The organism is Paenibacillus lactis (genome assembly GCF_017873605.1).
GTDB lineage: Bacteria > Bacillota > Bacilli > Paenibacillales > Paenibacillaceae > Paenibacillus_AQ > Paenibacillus_AQ lactis.
The window spans coordinates 224,933-245,608 of the sequence record NZ_JAGGKI010000007.1 but is presented as its reverse complement, the minus strand read 5'-3'; the positions used below and the strand labels follow the sequence as shown (position 1 = coordinate 245,608).

Genomic DNA, 20,676 nt, shown 5'->3' with positions numbered 1-20,676 from the left:
GCTGATTGATGCATGGATCCATTATATTGCATTGGGAACCTTTAGCGAATGTTAATCGTCTTGCCTGATCCGATTCATCAGGAATATGATGTCTTCCATCTCTGTCAGCTCCCCTTCGTGTCGTTCCACCAAAGTCCCGTCTTCATCAATGATGATCGTAAGTGGCATTCCGACCAATTGATACTTTTGTTTAATGTTCATCTCGGAGTCCAATACGATCGGAAATTCGAGGTCATACCGGTCAGCAAAATGCTGCACCGTTTCTTTGCCCTCCCCCACGTTGATCGCCAGCATGTCCACGCCTGTTAACTTATGAGCCTCGTTAAGAAGCGGCAGTTCGTTGACGCACGGATTGCACCAGGAGGCCCAGAAATTCAGGACAACGCCCTTCCCTTTGTAATCGGCAAGACGGATTTCTGTCCCCTCCAGATCCACGGCTGAGAACTCCGGCGCTGCTTCTCCTGGAATAGCAAGAACCTGCGGATCACCCAAAAAACGTGACACGGCATACACGCCTCCGATTAGGACAACCATCAATAGCATATACTGAATCATTCTGCGGATCACCCTGTTCATCTCCTTGCTCACAAATTAGGCATACATGTTGGCCGTTAAGCTCTTAAATAATAGCCTGACGGGCGGCTTGAACGCCGGCCACCGCCTCACCTAAAGTGAAACAAGACAGCGGCCCGCCTGCGGACTCGCTGCCTGCTTCGCTATTTCGGGCTTCCTCCGTTTATCCCAAACAACTCCCGGAATGCTCTGCGCATCCCCTCAGCTCCATATGTTTGTCGAAGCTCTCCCGTATTCCCGTCCAGCACCACATTCCCATCCCTTAAAAAAACGATCCGATCCGCCAAAGCTTCGGCAATTTCCAATTGGTGCGTGGAGAAGAGGATAGTCTGGCCTTCGGCGACTGCCTGGCGAACGAGCATGACGAACGTATCCATCCAGTAAGGATCAAGGCCATTCGTCGGTTCATCCATAATGACGAGCAGCGGCCGTGCCATTATCGCTTGCGCGAACAATACCCGCTGTCTCATGCCCTTAGAGAAGGAGGCCACGGATTTGCTGCCGGTATCCGAGAGACCAACCATCGATAACGCTTCCCGTGCACGGGCTTGCCCGAGTCCGCGAAGCCGGGCCCAGAACAGCATGGTCTCCAGTGCCGTTAATCCTGGACTAAAGCGATAATCATCCGGCATATAACCGATGTGCCGGGCATATTCCCGCCGATTGTCCCGGCATGTCTGCCCGTTGACGGTGATAACACCCTTCGTCGGGTGCAAGATTCCCGCCAGCATCCGCAGCAAGGTGCTTTTTCCAGCTCCGTTGCCTCCGCACAAAGCGACCGCTTCGCCGTGAGCGACCTTCAAATTCAATTCTTCAATGACAACCTTTCCCTTAAATGCCTTATGAACCGCATCGAATCGTACGAGCTGATCACCCACGACCTCTTCCCCTTTCCCATAAACCATAAGCAGCGGCAAGAGCAGCACCTATCCATACGAGCATCACACCCGCAAAAACGGGCGTGCCCCAGGGTGAACGGATCCATATCATCCATTTGTAATATTCAGGCCCCAGCGTCGAGCCTCCTCCTAACTTGACGACGGTAAACAAACGCGTCAATTCAGCCGGATTCAGAAAAGTAAGTGTTGTTATCGCCGGCTTAATCCAGAGATATGGCATCATGCCCAGCATAGCAATGAGGAGCGAAGGCCATGCGATGACGGTGAAGAACCAGACGCCTACCGCTATCGTTAAAGCCTGCCAGCGGTTGCGGGCGAGCGTACCGATCAACATGGCAATGCCGAGATAAAACAGAGATAACCCGATTGAGAAGCCCAGCAGCTGCTTGTACGTTAAAAAATCAAAACCGCTGCCGAGAAGCCAGCCTGCCGACCCGGACAGCCCGAATCCGAAGGCGACGATGGAGAGCAGCACTGCAGACAGCCCGATATATTTTCCTGCCAGAAACGGCCAAGTGCCAAGCGGATACGTCGATAGCAGCTCCCAGTTGCCCTCTTCCTTCTCGCCGGTTAAGGAGAATGAGCCCAGCATCAGGGCCATCAAGGGGAGCAAGTACAACGCCAGGTTTAACATGGTTCCGCTGGTGCCGGAAAATCCGCTCACACCCCCTTGGGTATGTATGATTAGCAAACTGAGCATGAATACTGCGAAAAGAGCCATGAATGAATATGCCCAAGGGTTGCGAAACCCGATGTTCATCTCGCGTATAGCGACGTATTTCATGTCTTTCATGAGCCATGGCCTCCGGATGCGGGAGGTTCAGGAGGTGTCGAATGCCCTTCTTGATGCGCTGGAGGATCATGATCCGCAGCTTCATCTTGTTCCTCAACAGGCGGGTGACCATGATCATGTATCCCTTCCATATCCATCATGTCGCGATTGACCTCCCACGAATGATCACGGAGCTCATCGGCCGTCATCAGCTTCCCCGTACCTTGTTCTTCAATATAAGCTTTGGCGTCTTCTTCCTTCTCAAATGACAAAATCCCGTAAGCCATCGGCGTTTTGTAGGAAGGATCATAAGCATAGTAAGCCTTCTCGTAACGAAGCCATTGCTTGCTGTTGTAATCCCGGACGAAGGCGGCTCCGATCGTATCGGTCCCATTCTCGATCTTCCATGTGTTCAAACAACCGATATCATCGAATTTAAGCGATTGACCGTCTTTGGTTACGATTTGAGTCGCATATTGATCATCTTTAACCGCCATCTTGCAGATCACGCATACATCCGTTTCCTCGTTAATGGCTTGCGGTTTATAAGCTTCTCCCCCGCAAGCGGATAGAAGCAGCAGCAATGCTGCGAGGATCGCATTCAATTTCATTCCTTTACTCATGACATTCGTCTCCTCATCCAAAAAAATAGTGTCCCGGTACATCCTAATAACACGAGTCCGGCTATCCCTGTAAGGGTTCTCCCTTCCGCATCCCCGATCTGGTTTTCACTCATAGGAGGCGTCATTAACGGAGCAGCATCCGTAGTCCAGCGATCCCGGTCACTTTGATAGAGCCCTTCGAGGAACACCATCCCCGGGGATTGGAAGAACAATTGGAACGCCGGGCGTTTTTTCGTCAGTTCCTGAAACAACGGGTTAATCGCGTATGAAATATCGCTGTTCCCGTCTCCATTTGCATCGATGCCTCGGAAATTGTCCCAATAGTTTTCGATGATCCTATTGTCCTCGCTGCTCCGTGCCTGGGCGTCCGCAACATTGCCGGTAAACCGGTTGTGGGCGATGGAATTGGAGCTGGAGTCCAGAAGCTGGATCCCCACAAAATTGTAACGAACCTCGTTATTCTCCAATCGGTTGCCCGTCGACAGCTCAACATACAGGCCGACCCGATTACCATCAACCGTATTGTCTGCCAGAACCGAATCATGCGTGTCATACAGCAAGATCCCTTGCGAATTCACGTTTTCGCTTTGCTTGGAGAACGAGTTCCCGATAACGGATACTTGCCTGGCCGTCATCACCATGGCACCGGTCACATTCAAGCTGCCTTCGTTTCGTTCGATGACCGTTCGATTCGTGTACATGCAATGGATTCCATACCGGGAACGTTCAATCCGGTTTCCGGTTACACGCGTATCATCGCTGTTTTCCATATAGATGCCGTCATGAACATCTCGAATCGTATTGTCCATGAACCTCCAGCGATGCCCATTGAACACATCCACGCCATTCCCTTTGTCCGCCAGTCGCACGCCTTCAGCCGCCCAATCGATCGTAGTATTCGTCACCAAGCCTTCATCCGCGTCACGGACCGCAATTCCATCCCCGCCAGTCCGAATGTAGAGGCCGTTCAAGACAGCTCGATGACCTCTGACGAGCACCGTTGGCGTTTCCTTAACCATTCCGTCGGTAATATGGAGTCCGGCAACCGTTGTGCCGTCAGCATCGATCGATAGGGCAGGAAGCTGACTTCTATTAATTAATTCGACGTTCCCTTCCCCCTCCGTCCGTATCGTTAACGGCTTGTTAACGACAACCGGTCCCTGGTATGTGCCAGGCTTCAGCACTAGCGTGGCCCCCGGATTGGCCTGGTCCACGATCTCTTGAAGGCCCATCAGCTCGTCCTCCGCCCGGGCCGGACTTCCGTGCATCATCGCCAATACAACCAATAGTGCGAGAAGAGCCCATTTGTTGATTGACCTTGTCATTTGACCTCGACCTGCTTCTTCTTCGTGATATGGATATCGTCCTCGTACAAGTGAATATAGACGGTATAAACGCCCTTGCCCGGGAAGGTGAATGCTCCGCTGAATACGCCATCCCCTTCATGAATCGCATCCATAAGCACCGGCTCATCTCCAATCCGCACATCGAAAGTTGCCCGTGCCGTGTCCGATACCTTCATTCCGGTAACCGTTACTTTCATATCCGCCTGGCTTCCTGCGATGACGGTCTCCGGATTTGTCGTCAGCTCCGCTTGAACAGCTTCCAAATCAACAGGTTCTTCGCTCGAACAAGCTATCATCGTTCCGATAAGCGATAGAACCAACACGAGCGAAACGATCCTTTGCTTCATATGCTTACTTCCCTCCCTCTCCTGTACCGATGTAATATCCCAGATTGTAGCAAGTTCAATCGTTCGCTCCTATAACTCATAAGAGCTATTTCCATAGTTGAACATCGACACATTTGTGTCGGGAAAGGAAAGGGCTTTATTCCAGAGGGGATTCCATGGCTCTAAGGAGTCATGGTAAGGCAGCACCATTTTCAGTACAATTGAAACCGTTATTTACCAAAGAATATGGAGGATAAACGGAATGTCACGAGCTCGCAAATCTTCAATGCGCCGATATGTTATGGCAATCATCATTCTCTGTATCGCTGCTGTGGGTTACTTGGTGCTGCAATCCTCGTTCCGTTCGGATTCGCTTCCGGTCAAAATGGAATCCCCTGGATTCGCATTAACTGATCTTGAAGGTGAAACCGTAACGGACAAGGATTTCGACGGGAAGATCCGCCTAACCTCATTTATCTTCACACGATGCCCGGACATTTGTCCTGCGACAACCGCGAATATGGTCGCGCTTCAGGCAGAGCTTCAAGAACAGGGACGTTTTGGGAACGGCGTTGAGTTTGTGTCGATCACGTTCGACCCGAATAACGATACGCCTGAGGTGCTGCGGCAATATGCGGATCGAATGGGAATCGATCAGAGCGGCTGGACCTTGCTTCGTGGAGAAGAACATGAGGTGAAGGAGCTTGCTTCCCAGTACAATTTTTCGATCGTACGCCTGGATGACGGCTTGTTTGCGCACTCCGTCACATCACTGCTATTGATTGACGGCCAGCAGCGTGTACGCCGTATTTACCGAATGGGTGAAGATATGGAGAATGATCAGATTTTGGCCGATATCCAGACCTTATTAAAAGAACAGCAGCGGAAATCCTAATCCGGCTGCTGTTCTTGTTCATTTCAGGCAATATCGCGCTGTTCATGTCCACGCGCCATGAGGAGAAGCTTCCTCCAAGGATTGATATTTCCTCAAGGGATCCTAGACATGCGCATCCGCTTCTTCATTGCCTTGTTCTTGTTTCTGCGCGCGCACGGCCAGCCCAAGTGCTGCAGCGATCAGCAGAAATGCCGCGAGTGCCAGCATCGGAATGGTCAGCCACCCGAACCAATTCAAGTAGTCGTCCAGGCAAGACACCGGCCCGCATGCGGCGGCATCTGACGAACGCGGAAGCTTTTGAATGATGATATGATAAGTTGATATGCCTCCGCCAATGACAATCAGGGGCAGGATGTAAGGAATAATAAATGTCTGCTGCCTGTAAGCCGCGATACCCAAGAGAATGACTAATGGATACATGAAAATCCTTTGATACCAGCATAAGACGCATGGCGTGAAATGCCATACTTCGCTAAGAAACAAACTGCCGCTTGTGGCGACGGCCGCAACCAGCCATGCGAATAATAACCATGCTCCCGACTTATTCATTGATTATCGTGTCAACTCCCTTCTATTGATGTTCGGCCAGCCATGCGGAAATGGATGCAAGCTCCTTCTCACTCAGCCTTTTTCCGAAAGCCGGCATGCCGCCTATTCCATCCGAAATAATCGCGGCGATCTCTTCCTCGGTAAGACGGCTTCCCACAGCTTGCAAATTCGGACCGACTCTTCCCTCGAGCTGATCCCCGTGGCAGGACAAGCAGCGCTGTTTATACACAGCCGGGATCGGACTTTCCGTGTTTGCCGCCCCTTCGCCGCTCTTCTGGCCGCCGCAGGCTGTCAACAATCCTACGATCACCAATGTCAATAAGAGTCTAATACCGCTTCTTGACATGACGCCCCTCCTTCAAACTCATCTTAAATCCGTTGCATTAACCTTCTCATTGTCTCTCGATTGGTCATCGTTTTAAATGGCTCCTTCGGGCTATGGTTTTAAGGACGTTAGCCTTCAATGGAGGCACCTTTGTGAATTTTTCGATTGAAGGAAAGATGGCGTGCCAGACAAAAAAGCTGTCGAGACTTTCTCGACAGCCAAGGTCTGAACTATCAGTGTTGTACGATTGGTGATTCGTATTCTATCTTTACGCCTCGTCAATCATTTGCCGCTCAATGAGCTTCATCTCATAAAAATATCCCTTTTGTTCCATCAGCTCCGTATAAGTTCCCGCTTCAACAACCCTCCCTTGGTCCAAAACAACAATCCGGTCCATTTTCTCCAAACCGGTCAGCCGATGGCAAATCAGCAGGAGGGTATCATCGGCAGCTTCCGTCAACAAATGCGAGAGAACACGCTGTTCCGTCACGTAATCCAGGGAAGACGTCGGTTCGTCCAGAAGCCATAAACGTCCCTTGCGCAGCATCACTCTGGCCAAGGCCAAGCGCTGTTTCTCCCCATCTGACAAATTCTCTCCTTTTTCATATACGGGATCATCAAGCGATTTGTTCGGAAGCAGCGCTTTCTCCAATACTGCCGCCAGCTCCTCGTCTGTATAGGATTCCTCGTCCAGCAGCAGGTTGTCCCGGATCGTCCCCCGGAAAAAATGGCTGTGCTGCAGCACCACATTCGACGCCTGCCAAATGCTCGCTTCATTCAGTTCTTGAACCGATATATCGTTCAATCGGATCAGGCCGCTTGTTGGCACGCGCAGCTTGAGCAGCAAATCGATGAGGGTTGATTTTCCTGAGCCGCTCGGACCGACAATCGCGGTCTTGGATCCCGGCGGAATAGACAGGGTAATGCCTTTCAGCGCAGGACGGCATTCATCTTCATACTGAAACGAAACACCGCACAGCTCGACTGATACGGCTTTATCGGTGGATAAAGCACCGCTTGGCTGGGGCTGCCGCCGATCAGCGTCAAGAACCGTTTCCGCCAGCCTATTGGCCGCATGCTCGCTATCCTGCTTATAAGCAGGAAGTGTGGCCATTGGGGCCGCCTCTTCAAATACAGTCAGCGAAGCCATGACCAGCATGGCGAGAAATACGCCGGCTAGCGAACCGTTCATGATGAATACCGCGCCAAGGACCAGCACTCCCCAGGAAATAAGATAGGCCACGAAAGCATGCAGCGATTGACCGCGCAGCAAGTGGCGCGCTGCCGCCTCCTGCTCGGCCGCCAATGCGGCGGAGGCATCCTGCAGAAGCTGCTCGCGCTTTTTCATTTGCCCGTATACTTTTAGATCGCGGTAACCATACAGCATTTCGGCCACTTCCGTGGACAGCTCGGCCCTTTTCTCGCGTACGCGCCCCTGTCTTCTACGCTGCCCCAGCAGCACGATTCCAGGAACCACAAAAGCCGTAATCAACATCCCCAGCACGAACAAACAGGCAATCCAGATCGAAAAGACGGAGGTGAATATTACCGTAGCCAGAAACACCATGACAACAATGACCGGAGGATAGGCGACGCGTAAAAAATAATGCTGCAGGCTTTCCACATCCCCAACGATTCGTGCAAGCAGGCCTCCGCTGCGGTTTCTGCCCAAAATGCCGGGGGTCAAAGGAATCAGCTTGGCAAAGAATGAGGTGCGCAGCCGGCTGAGCATCGAGAATGTCGCCCGATGGGAATACAAGCGCTCGGCGTAGCGGCTTGCCGCCCGCAGCAATCCAAGAATCTTCACGAGGGAGGTTAGGACGATCAAGGTATAGAGCGGCGGGGCAAATACGGTCTGGGAGATCAAATATCCGCTAGCGGAAAACAGGCTCACCCCCGCGATGCCTGCAATGAATCCGCCAACGATTGCGATGGCAATATCCTTCCGCTCCTGAATCATGGCTTTGGTTAGAATCGCCAGCTCACTCATGCAAATCCCCCTTTCCGCTGCGCATTGACCATTTCGGCATACTGGGGCAGCCGTGCAAGCAGCTCCTCATGGCTCCCGCTGTCCAGAAGCACTCCGTCGTCCATATACAATATCCGGTCGGCATGCCGGATCGTGTACAATCGGTGGGCTACGGTAATCATGGTTGCGCTGCCTGCCAGCTCGGCAATGGACCGCTGCAGAACGCGTTCGGTGTGCAAATCCAGTCCCACCGTAGGCTCGTCGAACAAAATAACCGCGGGCCGCTTTAAAAAAGCGCGCGCCAGCGCCAGCCTTTGCTTCTCGCCCCCTGATAACCCCCGGCCTCCTTCGCCGACTGGGGTGTCATAGCCTAACTCCAGTTCGTCTGCAACAACTGCAAGCCCGGCGGCCTTCGCCGCCTCCACCATTTCGCCCCGGGAGACTTCCCGGCTTGCGCCAATTGCAATGTTCTCGGCTAACGTACCGGCAAAAATATAGGGATGCTGCGTAATATAACTAACTTGGTCAAACCATAGAGCCTCGTCCATTTGCCAACGCGGGCGTCCGTTCACCAGCACTTCCCCCGACGTCGGCTTCAGCAGCCCGGCAAGAAGATGCAGCAAGGTGGTTTTGCCGGACCCGCTTTTTCCGACGATGGCGATCTGCTCCCCCGCTCCAAACGATATGGAGCCGACTGCAAGTTCGAACGAATCCGGTGCATACCGAAATCGGACATCTCTCAGCTCGATGATTGGCGGCATCCGAATCGAGCTCCGATCGGCAAACCCAGGAGTATCCGCTGGATCCATCTGCTCGGTCTGTTGCGTTTTGTCCATATTTTCGCCGCCATCCTGCCAATTCGTTAATGAAGCCTCGGTTTCACTTCTTTCCGCGAGCAGCTCCTCAACTTTACGAATTGCCCCCATGCTTGTACGCCCGCTGTGAAAAGCCGTTCCCGTGTTTTTTAACAGGCTGTAAAACTCAGGCACCAGCAGCAGGATCAAGAACGCGGTCTGAAAAGACAGCGATTTGAAAACGAGAAGCTGCAGGGCCAGCTCAAGCGCAACAATGCCTATGCTCAGCATGACGATGGACTCCAGCATGAAGGTGTTGGTAAACGCAATCCGCAGAATCCCCATCGTGGCATCGCGATAGCCTAAGCTGCTGCGTTCAATTGCCTGCTGCTGGAGGTGAGCCCGCCCGAACAGCTTGAGCGAAACCAGCCCTTGAAGGGAGTCTAGAAACGTGCCGGAGAATTCGGCCAGCTGCGCAAATTTCTCCTCCGATTTGTTCTTTGTTTGCAGCCCAACGAGAATCATAAATATCGGGATAAAAGGAGCTGTCGCTAGCATTATCAAGCCGGAATTCAAATGCTGAGCAAAAACCATAATCAAGATCAGGACAGGAATAACCGCTGCTTCCATCATTCGCGGCATATACTGGCTGAAGTAACTGTCCGCCTCATCCACGGCATCCAGCGCCACACTCACCTTGCCGCCCGTTTGCCCGCGAAGCGACATCGGCATCGAAGCATTGGACAGTTTACGAAGCACCGCTGCTCGCATGCTCGTTTTGGCACTGGAAGCCATTTGCAAGCCGATTCTCCCGTTTCCATACGACAGCAGCGTCCGCGCTGCCATCACGCCAATCAATGCACCAAGAATACCAGCAACCGACGCCAAGGACGATCTCTGAACAAAAATCCTCTCGACTGCTTCGGCGAGCAGCACCGCCTGGACTGTGATGGCTGCACCGAGCGCAAGCGACGTGAACCCTAAGAGGATAAGACGTTTCCTCTGTGCAGACATTTGTTCTGACAGCAGGCTGCTTTTCTTTTTCAAGTAATCTCCACCTCCTGTTTACGCACTCCCTCCAAGGTAATCCTAATTGTAGCGGGACAAGCGCCCACCTTATTTTTTGCCTTTGACATAATCCGCATCAAACAGAAAGAGCCGGAAGACCAGAATCAGGGACGGGATCAGCAGACAGAGCCCGCCGATAAAGGCCGCAACAAGCGCAGCTCCCATCGACTCATGCGTAGCGCCGCTCTGAATGGTAATGTACGGATCCAATATATATGGATACTGCCCGATGCCGTACGCGAAGAACGCGCAGAAAAATTGCAGCATGACGCAAATGAAGGCCAGTCCGTATCGGCGTCCGCTGTACAGCAGCCACAGCGCGATCATGAAGAAACCAACCGACAGCGCCAGCAGCCACCATAAGTCCATCATGTTCTGAAAATGCCGCTCATTATGTTGACTGAGATAAATAAATGCCGTGAGCGCGGCAATAATCGTCGGCGTGCTCCAGAACATGGCATAGGTCCGCATCAGCTTTAGGGCTGGCTGATCGCCTGCCCGGGAAGCGTAGAAGGCCAGGAACGTACCGCTAATAAACAGCACCGATACGATAGCCAGCGCCACGATGCTCCACGACAGCGGGCTTGTCATCAGCGCCCAATAATCCAGCGTAACCGCGCCTCTTGCCTCTGAGATAAAACCGCCTTCGGAAAGCGTCAGTGCGACCGACAAGGATGCCGGTATTAACAAACCTGTAGCCCCGTACAGAAACAGATAGACGATGTTTTCTTTGGAGCCGTAATTCTCGAATGCGTAGAAGGAACCGCGAATGGCCAGCAAAATCACGGCAATGCTCCCCGGAACAAGCAGCGAAGAGCCATAATAATAGGCCGTATCAGGGAAGAAACCGACGATGCCGACAAAGAAAAAGACAAAAAACACATTGGTAATCTCCCAAACCGGCGATAAATAGCGGGAGATCAATCGATTGATCAGATGATCCTGTTTGGTCAGCCGGGCATAGAAGGCAAAAAAGCCAGCGCCGTAATCAATGGAGGCTACAATTAAATAGCCGTATAAAAACAGCCAAAGCACCGAGATGCCTATCAACTCGTAACTGATCATACCGGCTCACCCTTTTCCATGGATTGAATAAACTTCTCTTGCCTTAACGATTCGAGCTCGGCCTCTGCCGGTTTGTTACGGAACAAGCGTCTCAGGACAAAGACACACATCGTGCCGAGCACAATATACAGCAGCAGGAACAGGAAGAAGAGAATCCTCACATTCGGTGATGTCGTAGCCGCCTCCTCTACGCGCATATATCCGCGAATAATCCACGGCTGCCGTCCGAGCTCCGCATAGAACCAGCCCAGCTCAACACCCAGAAACGCCAGTGGGATGCACGCGACGATGGCCCGAAGCAGCCACTTATTGAGCGAATTTCGTTTCTTCCAGAACAAGAACAAGAAATACAGAAATGCGACGGCCAACATCACAAAACCGATCATGGCCATGAAATCAAACAAATAGTGTACGAGCAGCGGCGGCCATTCACCTGGCGGAAACTCCTCCAGCCCCTTCACTTCGGCATCAAAGTCTCCAAAGGCCAGAAAGCTGAGCGCTTTCGGAAGGTGGAGCGCACCCACGATCTTCTGCTCCGCATTCAGCCAGCCCAATAAAATCAGATCCGCACCGCGCTCCGTCTCAAAATGCCATTCCGCGGCGGCCAGCTTCTCCGGTTGATGCTCCGCCAGGAATTTGGCGGACAGGTCCCCGGCTAAGGTGGTCAGCACGCTGAACACCAGAACAATAGCCATCATGAGCTTCAGCGCTTTTTTGTAATAAGCCGATGCTCCTTTTCTCAGAATAACGTAGGCTGCAATTCCCGCCAGCAAGGCGGCTCCCGTCAAATAGGCCGAGGTTAGGACGTGGAACACTTTTGAGGGAGTTGCCGTATTCAGCATCGCTTGCACGGGATCCACGGCCGTAAAGTGGCCAGCCTCCATGACAAAGCCTTCGGGCTGATTCATGAATCCATTCACCGACGTGATGAAAAATGCGGACATGCCGGCCCCCGCTACAATCGGAATTGTCAGCAGCCAATGGATATACGGATTGCGAAACCGGTCCCACGTGTACATATAGATCCCGAGGAAGATGGCCTCAAAAAAGAATGCAAAAACCTCCATAAACAAAGGAAGCGCGATAACATTCCCTGCCAGACGCATAAAGTTCGGCCACACGAGCGCAAGCTGCAATGCAATCGCCGTTCCGGTCACCACGCCCACTGCCACGGAAATGACAAAGCCCCGCGTCCACCTTTTGGCCATGAGCAGGTAATGCGGATCCTTCTTGCGAATTCCGACGAATTCGGCAATGGCGATCATCAGCGGCACCCCGACGCCAACCGTCGCAAAGATCGCATGAAACGCAAGCGTCAGCCCGGTTAGCCATTTGCTCCAAAGCACGGTATCTATAACCAAAATAAACTGCCTCCTTTCAAAACCCTGCACACTCGTTGATCGGGATAAGCCCTAACCAATACATACCCGATATTTAAACGATATTATAACGAAGCAATCTCTCAAATGAATCACGAAAGCGTCTCGTTCATGAAAGCATCGAATCTTTTCGACAACTCGGTGAAAAACAAAAAAACCACTCCATCGAGCCATTGAAGCTTTAGCTGATGTGTGGTATTTGCGCCTTGAAGTTCTCGGCGGAAATTTTATGGCTGACTAAATTCTTGCATTTTCCATTAATACATTAAAACTGGAAGATTCTCTTTAAGAAGATTTGGTCAAGACGGGAGTTAACAAGAACAGCCAATCTCTTTCTTCGCGGACTGGAAGTAATAAAATAGGACTCCTCGAACCGGTAAAACGTATCCGGATGTAATCTTCATTGACGCACCGTAACGTACTAATAAGAAACTTCCCATTAATCGTTATGCTAAAATTCTCTCCGGATTGCTCTTTTAAATCCAACTCATCACTTATACCACCAATCTCTGCCGTATTTGACAAGAGGGTCAATCTTCCTTCTGATATTTGCATTGTTACGAGATGATAACCAGCCAGCACAGACACGCGATCTAGCAATTGTCTAAATGATATATTGTCTAGGACAACCTCGGATACATGAATATGTGGGACTAGATTTCGGGTTGAGGGATATAATCCCTCAATCACTGCCGATTTAATAAGCAAATTAGGAGTCATAAATCTTATTTCATAATGATTTAATTCTATCACTACATCGGTAAAGCCGTCATTGGTCAGCATTTTAGCTATATCTATCAAACTCGTAGCAGGGATAATGGAGATTCCCGTCCACCCAGCATCGTTCTCAATCGGGATTGAGCATCTAGCCATTCGCACGACTCCATCTGTAGCAATCATCGTGAGTTGACTTCCTTGAATCTCCAAGCACACCCCCATAAAAACCGGTTTAGCGTCAGTAGTTGAAGCGACCCCCGCTACCTGTTTAATCATAGGTACTAACAAGTTGCACGGTACAATAAATTGATTGGTTGTTTGCTGATATTTATTTTGAGAAAAAAATGGGATGTCAGTATGTAACATCCCGTTCAACCGAACCTGTGTACTTCCGGATGTTATATATAATATTCGCTGTTCAATTACCTCAATAATTACAATATCATCCACTAATTTACGGCTAATTTCATATAAATAATTCGCTTGACAGGTAATACTCCCTTGATTAAATATTCGGACCTTACTATCTGAAGTGCAAACCTTGTATTGAACTGCCAGACTTGTACCAGTACCGCTAATAAAAATCCATTCATTCTGAACCAATATGTTTATTACAGATATCATAGACCCGCGACCGTTATTTGATACCGCTTTATATACATGTTGAATGGCCTTGACGAGTAATTCCCTTGAAATGTGTATTAACAACGAATTCACCCGTCTTTCTTATTTGCAGCGTAGTATGATTCAATCATGTTCCTTAAATATGCAGATCGAGAGATCTCCAGCTCCCCACATTCACGATCAATTTCTTCCCAGATTTCTTCAGTTAGAGTCAAAGATATCTTCCTCGTCATTCCGATCCCTTTTCTTCCAGCTCCCTCGCGCGCTCCCCCGCGAGTAAACATGAAACCTAGTTGACCGTTCTTTTTTGAAAGACCAATTTTTATTTGATCATCGTTCAAAGTATACCAGTCCTTTGTTTTGATTTTGGTTACCATTTTCAATATCGCTACTTACATCGTACCACATTTTTCTATCCGGCAACAAATAAAAAAACTAATAAAGTGCCCGTAGCTTCTACGCTATGGATATATTGTGAGTGCTGTTCCCCTTGTTATAACCGGCATCTTGTCAATTCCCCTAAACACCACGCTATATTAACCCGGAGGCTAATGTGAATATCGCGAGCCCATGCGTCAAGGTCGATGGAAGGATGCCATATTTCATGCGGACATAAGCACATACGATTCCCTCGTACAAGGTAAATAGTAAAATCGGTCCCCCAATATCCGTTACCGTTAGTGCCAAAAAGATGTGCCCGGTTGCAAAGAGAATTGCCGAAATTACAGCTGCCTTCATAGGTCCGCTAATTCGTTCAAAGTACCCCTGTAAATACCCCCGAAACAGCACCTCTTCCATGAAGTTGCCGGCCAATGCCATAAAAAGTAACGGAAGCAAAACATAAGGAGGAACCGCTCCTCCTCGCTCTTCCAGATCGATGAAGGAATAGATTAGAGCAAACGGTAGGACGACAATCAGAGCACCCAGCATTCCGGCGAAAACAGAAGCCGCCTTGCCTTTGCCGCACCAGAACAGGAGATTTAATAAAGGTTTATTCGTAACAACGATACTGAAAGTAAGAATGAGCGACATCATGCCAAGCGTGACGAGTAACCACCCATCATCAAGAAATCGAAGCCATACGGTTTGCCCTGTCGCCCCCAGTTTCCAAAAGCCGAGAGGGGTCATGGCATCCCGGATTAAAATGAATCCCAATACGAGAATGAAAAGCCTTGCCTCTACTGTCTGCTTTGGCAACAACAAATACGCCATGATTAACAACAGGATCCCCGGCATAATTCGCAATGAATAGTCCATGAATTGTTCTAACAAGCAGGACAACTTCCTTTCTGTGTGATTTTTACTAAACGTTGAGCTCTATCAGGATTGGGATCCAATCCAGTATAAAATGCGCAGCTATCCCCCTTTACCGATTGTTGCGCTTTCGCCTCCCCATAACAGTTCCCATCATACAATGTAAAAAACTGGTGGGTCTAGAGAAACAGTTTTGTTATGATCTCTAAAATTAGGGTGTTGGAAAAGATGGTGCCTTCCTAGAAAATAGATAGCTTCAATGAACAATTTTGTAGGAGTGCACAAAACCAATGAAGAACCCTCTCTTCAATGTCATGAGATATTTCAACATTGTCTTCCTGATCAAAAGCACACAAAAACGCATTGTCCCATACAATGCGTTTTTGTGTGAATTCTTATTCAATTGAGTTTGCTCCAAGTTCTCATTGGCCTTGTCAATCGTTCAAATCTGCGATGTCGAGCTAATTAAGTTAAGTGCAACAGATGGATTATGATAAGCTGCCTTCATTCCTATGGACCGAACATGTAACGGTTAACCTAGTGTTTTTGGAACATGTCAATTAGGCTCGTGAAGCTATCACCAGCGTGTCCTCTAGCAACACCGCGTTTGAAGACATCCAGGACAGCGGCCGGCAGCGAAGCATCGATTCCTGCTTCATTTGATGTTTGAACGACGTGTTCGACGCTCGCCAGCCCCATCGCAAGTTTCTCCACATCACCGCTGTGTGTCCCAGCGTCAATCCTGGGAGCGTAGAATTCCAGTAACTTCGGCATAGTGGATAGAATGTCCGAAACATAAGCCAGGAGCTGTTCAGCCGTGATTCCGTTTGCTCTCGCCACCGCAACTGCATGCAGGTTGCTGAGCATAGCGGTCCAGAAGACATCGATTTGCAACTGGTAGTACAACATGGCAAGTCCCGGGTCCTCGCCCTTATAGCTAGTACTGGTCAGCACCTCCAGGATATTTTGGTGATCGTCGAAGGTTTTCCTAGGGCCGCTATATAGAGTGACGGATTCTTTATTACCGATACCCGGAGGCGAGGCCAACACTCCGCCGGTGAGCTGTACGGCGTTGCGTTCGGCTAACCATTCTGACGCTTCTCGTACTTTTTCAGGGGTATCCGAGCTCAGGTTTACGATAACTTTTCCGGTTAATTGCTCCGAGATCGGTTCGAAAATAGCATACATCGCACGGTAATCCGTTAAGCTGAGAACGATCAAATCATTGGACGTAATCGCTTCGCTGACCGTGGATGCCTTCATCGCACCTTTAGCCATCAAATCATCGGCTTTACTTAACGTGCGATTCCACACAGTCACCTCATAGCCCTTATCCAAGAAAGCGCCGACGATCGCCTTCCCCATGGGGCCTAGACCGATAACCGTAACCGATAAACGACTCCCAACTTTTTCAGTTCCATGACTGGCAGACTTGTTTATGTTTTCAATATGATCACTTTTCATTGGAATAACTCCTTTCATGGGATTGTCACTAATTACGACGGTTTAGTCTTAAACGCCTATAAAGATGCACAGAAATAATCAAGTTCACGTGTTTTGGTGCTTTGCTTGTTTAAAAAGCTCGGTAACAGCGGAGAAGTCGTCATCGGGGAACCCGGCAGCGACACGCCGGTCCATAAGAGATTGGATCGGGTCGAGCAGCTCTGTACTAATCCCTTGGTCCTTGCTGGCTTGCCGAATATTTCTGAAACCCACCTGCTGCATGGCAAGTTTGGCCGAGACGCCAACCGTAAATTCTTTCGTGTCGAACTGGCGGGCTAGATTAGGTATGATGCCGGTAATTGCAGTGAGGTAGGGAATCAAGAGTTCTGACGAGAAAGCCTGTGCCTTGATCCCTTCTGTGGCAACTACCGAGATAGCGTGCATGGCACCGGCGAGCATCCCATACATCGCACCATTCATCGCTAGATCCAGCAAGGATGCTAAACCGGCATCTTCGCCTAAGTAGGTGGACGCGCCCATTACATCCAACAATTCCTTATTGGAATCGAAGGAGTTCTTGTTTCCTCCACTGTAGAGGATAAAAGCATCCTCGGTTCCGATGATTTGCGGAACGGCCATGATACCGGCATCGATATAATCGTAACCTCGATCCTTAGCCCATTGTGCGGTATCACGTGCCTGCTTAGGAGTTCCGTTCGTTAGGTTGAACAGAACACGACCCTTAAGTGCATCACCGAGTGGATCAAGGATTTCATGTACGGCATCGTAATCCAGAACGCACAGGATCACGACCGGGCTTGCCTGTATGGCTTCACGAGGTGTGGCAGCAAGCACAGCTCCCTGCTTCACCAAGGCTTCTGCCTTCGCTGCCGTCCGGTTCCAAACCGTCGTAGGATATCCGTTTTGCAAAAATACATTTGCTAATGCCTGCCCCATCTCGCCAAGACCGATGATGGTCACTGGAGAGAGAGCTTCGTTCTTGCTTTGATCGGTACTCACTTTGATTTCCCCTTTCCCTTGTCGAAAGAAATATCGAACCATATAGAACCGTCTCCTGTTGGCCGCGTTCGTCCTTTATTCTAGACCTTGACACTAGTGTCAAGGTCAAACAAAAAACCACTGATGCTTGATCAGTGGCTTTGTAGAACTGAGATACTCGGTCGAAACGATGGTGCTTCGAAATATATTACCGTTGGTAATGGGACTTTTATTTAAGCCGGGCGGGGATTTCAAGCGTTACCTCAGCCCCGCCTTGAGGCCGATTGGAAAGCTGTAAAGAGCCATGATGGAGCCGTGCTACATTATTGGCAAATGTTAATCCGATGCCGTAGTGACCTTTCGCTGAACGGCTCTTGTCTCCCATATAAAACAGCTGGGTAGCCTGCTCCAAACCTTCAGTCGTAAAACCGCGCCCGCTGTCCGTCACTCGAAATTGCACGTGCTGGCCCGATGAGGAGACCGCCATTCGAACTTCTCCACCGTCCGGCGTATGATCCGCTGCATTCGTCAAAATATTCATAACAGCACGATGGATCAGTTCATGATCAAATGCCGGCTCCAGCGTCACTGTCTCTTCCAGGTCGAGTGCAATCTCGATCCTGCGCTGCCCGATATAACCCGAGAAGTCTTGTATCAGCCCAACTGCAAAATCCCTCAGACAGGTGGGCTTGAGCGTTATGTTCATGTCCTGTTCCGTCTTTGAGATATGGATGAGCAGGCTGACATACTCTTCGATCCTGCTGCTCGCATTTAAGATATATTCGGTATATCCTGCATGCTCCTCGCTTTGCTCATCAAGGCTCAGCAGTTCGGCATTTCCTTTGATAATCGTGACGGGGATCTTGATGTCGTGAGCCAACGCACTAATCTGCTCCCGCTTCCGGGTTTCCGTTCTCCACTGGGCTTGAAGCGAAGCTTCCAGCGCTTTGGCCATTTCCTGAAGCGAGGACAAAACATCATCGAATTCCTTAATCGGTGACCTCTCCGCCTCCATACTCAAATCCCGATTCCGAATCCGCATGGTCAGCTGCTGAATGCGATCAAATTGCCGCTGTAATCGCCTGGCAAAGATCGTGGTCACCGCAAATACGATGCCAATGATCGCTATTATGCCGATGATGAGCGTCGTAAGCTCATAATCCGGAAAATGCGCTCTTAACCATGGCAATGTAAAGCGGGAACGGACCTTATAGTGGAGAACCACATATTCTTGCTCTCTTTCGACCACACGGTAAACGGCCTGCCCCTGATAGGCTGTTCTGTTCTGAATCGCTCGAATGGCCGCCTCCTCCCCGGAAGGATCCAGCGTGCCTTCAACCACCTGAAGCGTGCGTTTATCCACCACAACATAAGGAATGTCTTCAGGAATCAGTTCATGGGAAAACAATCTTGCCTCCTGTATACCCGGCTCCGCATCCAGAACCCGCCGTTCGTCATAATTGGCATGGACGACGAGACCTGCATTTATCGCCAGTCTGTTTAGGAGAACACCCAGCAGGACCAATACAATAAGGCAAACGGATAAGAGGATGACGTAATGCAGCAGTTCCCGCCTAAGGCTGGATTGTCTTAATCGTTGTCCCATCGGTAGCCCACTCCCCACACCGTTGAGATGGGAGAGACCCCACACGCCTTGAACTTACTGCGAATCGACCGGATAAACTCCGTAATCGTCGTAAATAAGGCATCTCCATCAATCCCGTAAACCTCCTCATGGATTTCTTCACGGGTGAATACCCGCTCTCTTCGTCGAACGAGCAGCTCACAGATTTTGTATTCATTCGGAGTCAGCCGAACCTGATGATCCCCTACCCATACTTCCTTCGCGTCAAAATCAAAGCTGACTCCCGAAACGGTAAGCCTGGACAAGCTTTTCTCCCGTGATTCTCTCCGCAAATGGGCATTCACCCGCGCACTAAGCTCTTTAACGCCGAACGGTTTTGCGATATAGTCGTCCCCTCCATGCATCAGCCCGTTCACCACGTCCTCCTCGTCCGACTTGGCCGTGAGAAAAAGAATCGGGCAGCTGACATACCCTCGAATCTTCCTGCACAATTCGAAACCGTCCACGTGAGGCATCATGACGTCCAACAGGATCAGATCGTATCCTTGAAATGCTTCAGGCTGGATCTCCGTCACTTCCGATCGGGTAATCACCTCATGACGGTCACGTCGCAGAATATTTGCTATCAATGCCAAAATGTCCATTTCGTCGTCGATTGCCAGTATTTTTGCCATCCTTACACCTCTTTCTATGTACAAGCGCCTTATTCATGCGCAGTCTTTCCTTCCCATCGGCGAAACCAGGCGATGCTTACCGCAAGACCGACCGCAGTCAACGAGACGGCAAATCCCATGCCCTGCGCCATCTTGTCTTGCACGTAGTTCGCCATTTCCGGAGCCAAGGAGCCGTCCAATACCATGCCGGTTAAACCACTGAATCGAACTCCCCACGCCCAAGGCACGTACATCCATACCTGATCGCCAAGACCGGTCGCCATGAGCGCAGTCATCAGCAATCCGGCTCCTCCCATAAGGATCGATGCGCCCATCCCGAACACAAACGCAATAAATAAATGCATCATCAGCAGCATGAAATTGGAACATGTAAGCCAGAACCACCCACAAACGTAACTCCAAATAGGAATATCGGTCAAGCCCATCCCCCATTTCATACCCCCGATCCAAAGGATTACGGCAAAGAATATCAATAATCCTTGCAATAAGAGCAACAAAAGCAGTTTGCTCATATATCCGCTAATCCTGGATGTCGTTCCCCCGAGCAGCACTTGGAAATGGCCGGCTTGCCTTTCCTGGTCAATCATGAAGCCAGCCGCAAGTCCTATGAAAAAGGGCAGCGCAACGCCCAAACTCTCCATGTAGAACAAATACATCTGTGAGGAAGATTCTGTCCTGCCGGTAAAATACGCCAGAAAAAGCGCGGCGTAAGCGACGGGAATTGCGGCGAGAATCCACATAAGCTTGGTTCGCTTGAGCTTCATCAGATCGGCTCTAAAACATCCCCATACGTTCAT

21 protein-coding genes are annotated in these 20,676 nt (G+C 50.2%); 1 reads left to right on the top strand and 20 read right to left on the bottom strand.

What is annotated here, in order from left to right:
• Positions 1-51 precede the first annotated feature (51 nt).
• The 6 genes from J2Z18_RS15560 to J2Z18_RS15535 form a co-directional block, all read right to left on the bottom strand.
• Positions 52-576 (bottom strand): redoxin domain-containing protein, encoded by a 525-nt coding sequence (locus tag J2Z18_RS15560; protein WP_028404261.1) that lies wholly within the window; start codon positions 574-576, stop codon positions 52-54.
• 140 nt (positions 577-716) lie between these two features.
• Positions 717-1,451, bottom strand: a complete 735-nt coding sequence (locus tag J2Z18_RS15555) for an ABC transporter ATP-binding protein (protein ID WP_028404260.1) — start codon at positions 1,449-1,451, stop codon at positions 717-719.
• Entirely contained in the window at positions 1,444-2,265 is an 822-nt protein-coding gene (locus J2Z18_RS15550; protein ID WP_007131329.1) for an ABC transporter permease, read from the bottom strand. The genes J2Z18_RS15555 and J2Z18_RS15550 overlap by 8 nt, the downstream gene beginning before the upstream one ends.
• Positions 2,262-2,867, bottom strand: coding sequence for a nitrous oxide reductase accessory protein NosL (locus tag J2Z18_RS15545; protein ID WP_007131328.1), 606 nt, complete (start codon positions 2,865-2,867; stop codon positions 2,262-2,264). The genes J2Z18_RS15550 and J2Z18_RS15545 overlap by 4 nt, the downstream gene beginning before the upstream one ends.
• The gene (locus J2Z18_RS15540; RefSeq protein WP_007131327.1) at positions 2,864-4,192 is read right to left on the bottom strand and encodes a right-handed parallel beta-helix repeat-containing protein; all 1,329 of its coding nucleotides are present in this window, start codon (positions 4,190-4,192) and stop codon (positions 2,864-2,866) included. Before J2Z18_RS15540 ends, J2Z18_RS15545 begins: the two co-directional genes overlap by 4 nt.
• On the bottom strand, positions 4,189-4,560 hold the full coding sequence (locus J2Z18_RS15535) for a hypothetical protein (RefSeq protein ID WP_007131326.1): 372 nt from the start codon (positions 4,558-4,560) through the stop codon (positions 4,189-4,191). Before J2Z18_RS15535 ends, J2Z18_RS15540 begins: the two co-directional genes overlap by 4 nt.
• 241 nt (positions 4,561-4,801) lie before the next feature.
• Between J2Z18_RS15535 and J2Z18_RS15530 the strand changes: the two genes are divergently transcribed.
• Positions 4,802-5,434, top strand: a complete 633-nt coding sequence (locus J2Z18_RS15530; RefSeq protein ID WP_007131325.1) for an SCO family protein — start codon at positions 4,802-4,804, stop codon at positions 5,432-5,434.
• Between the two features lie 102 nt (positions 5,435-5,536).
• Here J2Z18_RS15530 and J2Z18_RS15525 read toward each other — a convergent pair whose 3' ends face one another.
• The 14 genes from J2Z18_RS15525 to J2Z18_RS15460 all read right to left on the bottom strand — a co-directional run bounded on the left by J2Z18_RS15525 (position 5,537) and on the right by J2Z18_RS15460 (position 20,676).
• Positions 5,537-5,983, bottom strand: a complete 447-nt coding sequence (locus J2Z18_RS15525) for a disulfide oxidoreductase (RefSeq protein ID WP_007131324.1) — start codon at positions 5,981-5,983, stop codon at positions 5,537-5,539.
• Between the two features lie 22 nt (positions 5,984-6,005).
• Positions 6,006-6,329, bottom strand: a complete 324-nt coding sequence (locus J2Z18_RS30790; RefSeq protein WP_007131323.1) for a c-type cytochrome — start codon at positions 6,327-6,329, stop codon at positions 6,006-6,008.
• Positions 6,330-6,576: 247 nt separating this feature from the next.
• Positions 6,577-8,298 (bottom strand): thiol reductant ABC exporter subunit CydC, encoded by a 1,722-nt coding sequence (gene cydC, locus J2Z18_RS15515; protein WP_007131322.1) that lies wholly within the window; start codon positions 8,296-8,298, stop codon positions 6,577-6,579.
• On the bottom strand, positions 8,295-10,118 hold the full coding sequence (gene cydD, locus J2Z18_RS15510; RefSeq protein WP_007131321.1) for a thiol reductant ABC exporter subunit CydD: 1,824 nt from the start codon (positions 10,116-10,118) through the stop codon (positions 8,295-8,297). The genes cydC and cydD overlap by 4 nt, the downstream gene beginning before the upstream one ends.
• Before the next feature lie 69 nt (positions 10,119-10,187).
• Entirely contained in the window at positions 10,188-11,204 is a 1,017-nt protein-coding gene (locus J2Z18_RS15505) for a cytochrome d ubiquinol oxidase subunit II (RefSeq protein ID WP_007131320.1), read from the bottom strand.
• Entirely contained in the window at positions 11,201-12,565 is a 1,365-nt protein-coding gene (locus tag J2Z18_RS15500) for a cytochrome ubiquinol oxidase subunit I (protein WP_007131319.1), read from the bottom strand. Before J2Z18_RS15500 ends, J2Z18_RS15505 begins: the two co-directional genes overlap by 4 nt.
• Before the next feature lie 303 nt (positions 12,566-12,868).
• The gene (gene dnaN, locus J2Z18_RS15495; protein WP_167324119.1) at positions 12,869-14,008 is read right to left on the bottom strand and encodes a DNA polymerase III subunit beta; all 1,140 of its coding nucleotides are present in this window, start codon (positions 14,006-14,008) and stop codon (positions 12,869-12,871) included.
• Positions 14,009-14,013: 5 nt separating this feature from the next.
• Entirely contained in the window at positions 14,014-14,301 is a 288-nt protein-coding gene (locus J2Z18_RS15490; protein ID WP_232239236.1) for a ribbon-helix-helix domain-containing protein, read from the bottom strand.
• A gap of 154 nt (positions 14,302-14,455) precedes the next feature.
• Positions 14,456-15,196 carry a CPBP family intramembrane glutamic endopeptidase gene (locus J2Z18_RS15485; RefSeq protein WP_007131317.1) on the bottom strand — a complete coding sequence of 247 codons (741 nt, stop codon included), beginning with the start codon at positions 15,194-15,196 and terminating at the stop codon, positions 14,456-14,458.
• 519 nt (positions 15,197-15,715) lie between these two features.
• Positions 15,716-16,642, bottom strand: coding sequence for an NAD(P)-dependent oxidoreductase (locus J2Z18_RS15480; protein ID WP_007131315.1), 927 nt, complete (start codon positions 16,640-16,642; stop codon positions 15,716-15,718).
• An 84-nt stretch (positions 16,643-16,726) separates the two neighbouring features.
• Entirely contained in the window at positions 16,727-17,683 is a 957-nt protein-coding gene (locus J2Z18_RS15475; RefSeq protein WP_007131314.1) for an NAD(P)-dependent oxidoreductase, read from the bottom strand.
• Between the two features lie 166 nt (positions 17,684-17,849).
• Positions 17,850-19,226, bottom strand: coding sequence for a sensor histidine kinase (locus J2Z18_RS15470; protein ID WP_007131313.1), 1,377 nt, complete (start codon positions 19,224-19,226; stop codon positions 17,850-17,852).
• Positions 19,211-19,879: a response regulator transcription factor gene (locus J2Z18_RS15465; RefSeq protein ID WP_007131312.1), complete on the bottom strand. Its 669-nt coding sequence runs from the start codon at positions 19,877-19,879 to the stop codon at positions 19,211-19,213. The genes J2Z18_RS15470 and J2Z18_RS15465 overlap by 16 nt, the downstream gene beginning before the upstream one ends.
• A gap of 29 nt (positions 19,880-19,908) precedes the next feature.
• Positions 19,909-20,676 (bottom strand): lantibiotic immunity ABC transporter MutG family permease subunit, encoded by a 768-nt coding sequence (locus J2Z18_RS15460; protein ID WP_007131311.1) that lies wholly within the window; start codon positions 20,674-20,676, stop codon positions 19,909-19,911.

What these genes read in the sequence shown, in the direction of transcription:
- J2Z18_RS15535 (WP_007131326.1), bottom strand. Translation starts at nt 4,560, where the DNA reads ATGAAGCAAAGGATCGTTTCGCTCGTGTTGGTTCTATCGCTTATCGGA.
- J2Z18_RS15505 (WP_007131320.1), bottom strand. Translation starts at nt 11,204, where the DNA reads ATGATCAGTTACGAGTTGATAGGCATCTCGGTGCTTTGGCTGTTTTTA.
- J2Z18_RS15545 (WP_007131328.1), bottom strand. Translation starts at nt 2,867, where the DNA reads ATGAGTAAAGGAATGAAATTGAATGCGATCCTCGCAGCATTGCTGCTG.
- cydC (WP_007131322.1), bottom strand. Translation starts at nt 8,298, where the DNA reads ATGAGTGAGCTGGCGATTCTAACCAAAGCCATGATTCAGGAGCGGAAG.
- J2Z18_RS15460 (WP_007131311.1), bottom strand. Translation starts at nt 20,676, where the DNA reads ATGAACGTATGGGGATGTTTTAGAGCCGATCTGATGAAGCTCAAGCGA.
- J2Z18_RS15490 (WP_232239236.1), bottom strand. Translation starts at nt 14,301, where the DNA reads ATGGTAACCAAAATCAAAACAAAGGACTGGTATACTTTGAACGATGAT.
- J2Z18_RS15540 (WP_007131327.1), bottom strand. Translation starts at nt 4,192, where the DNA reads ATGACAAGGTCAATCAACAAATGGGCTCTTCTCGCACTATTGGTTGTA.
- J2Z18_RS15470 (WP_007131313.1), bottom strand. Translation starts at nt 19,226, where the DNA reads ATGGGACAACGATTAAGACAATCCAGCCTTAGGCGGGAACTGCTGCAT.
- J2Z18_RS15525 (WP_007131324.1), bottom strand. Translation starts at nt 5,983, where the DNA reads ATGAATAAGTCGGGAGCATGGTTATTATTCGCATGGCTGGTTGCGGCC.
- J2Z18_RS15560 (WP_028404261.1), bottom strand. Translation starts at nt 576, where the DNA reads ATGAACAGGGTGATCCGCAGAATGATTCAGTATATGCTATTGATGGTT.
- J2Z18_RS15480 (WP_007131315.1), bottom strand. Translation starts at nt 16,642, where the DNA reads ATGAAAAGTGATCATATTGAAAACATAAACAAGTCTGCCAGTCATGGA.
- J2Z18_RS15465 (WP_007131312.1), bottom strand. Translation starts at nt 19,879, where the DNA reads ATGGCAAAAATACTGGCAATCGACGACGAAATGGACATTTTGGCATTG.
- J2Z18_RS15530 (WP_007131325.1), top strand. Translation starts at nt 4,802, where the DNA reads ATGTCACGAGCTCGCAAATCTTCAATGCGCCGATATGTTATGGCAATC.
- J2Z18_RS30790 (WP_007131323.1), bottom strand. Translation starts at nt 6,329, where the DNA reads ATGTCAAGAAGCGGTATTAGACTCTTATTGACATTGGTGATCGTAGGA.
- J2Z18_RS15550 (WP_007131329.1), bottom strand. Translation starts at nt 2,265, where the DNA reads ATGAAAGACATGAAATACGTCGCTATACGCGAGATGAACATCGGGTTT.
- J2Z18_RS15475 (WP_007131314.1), bottom strand. Translation starts at nt 17,683, where the DNA reads ATGGTTCGATATTTCTTTCGACAAGGGAAAGGGGAAATCAAAGTGAGT.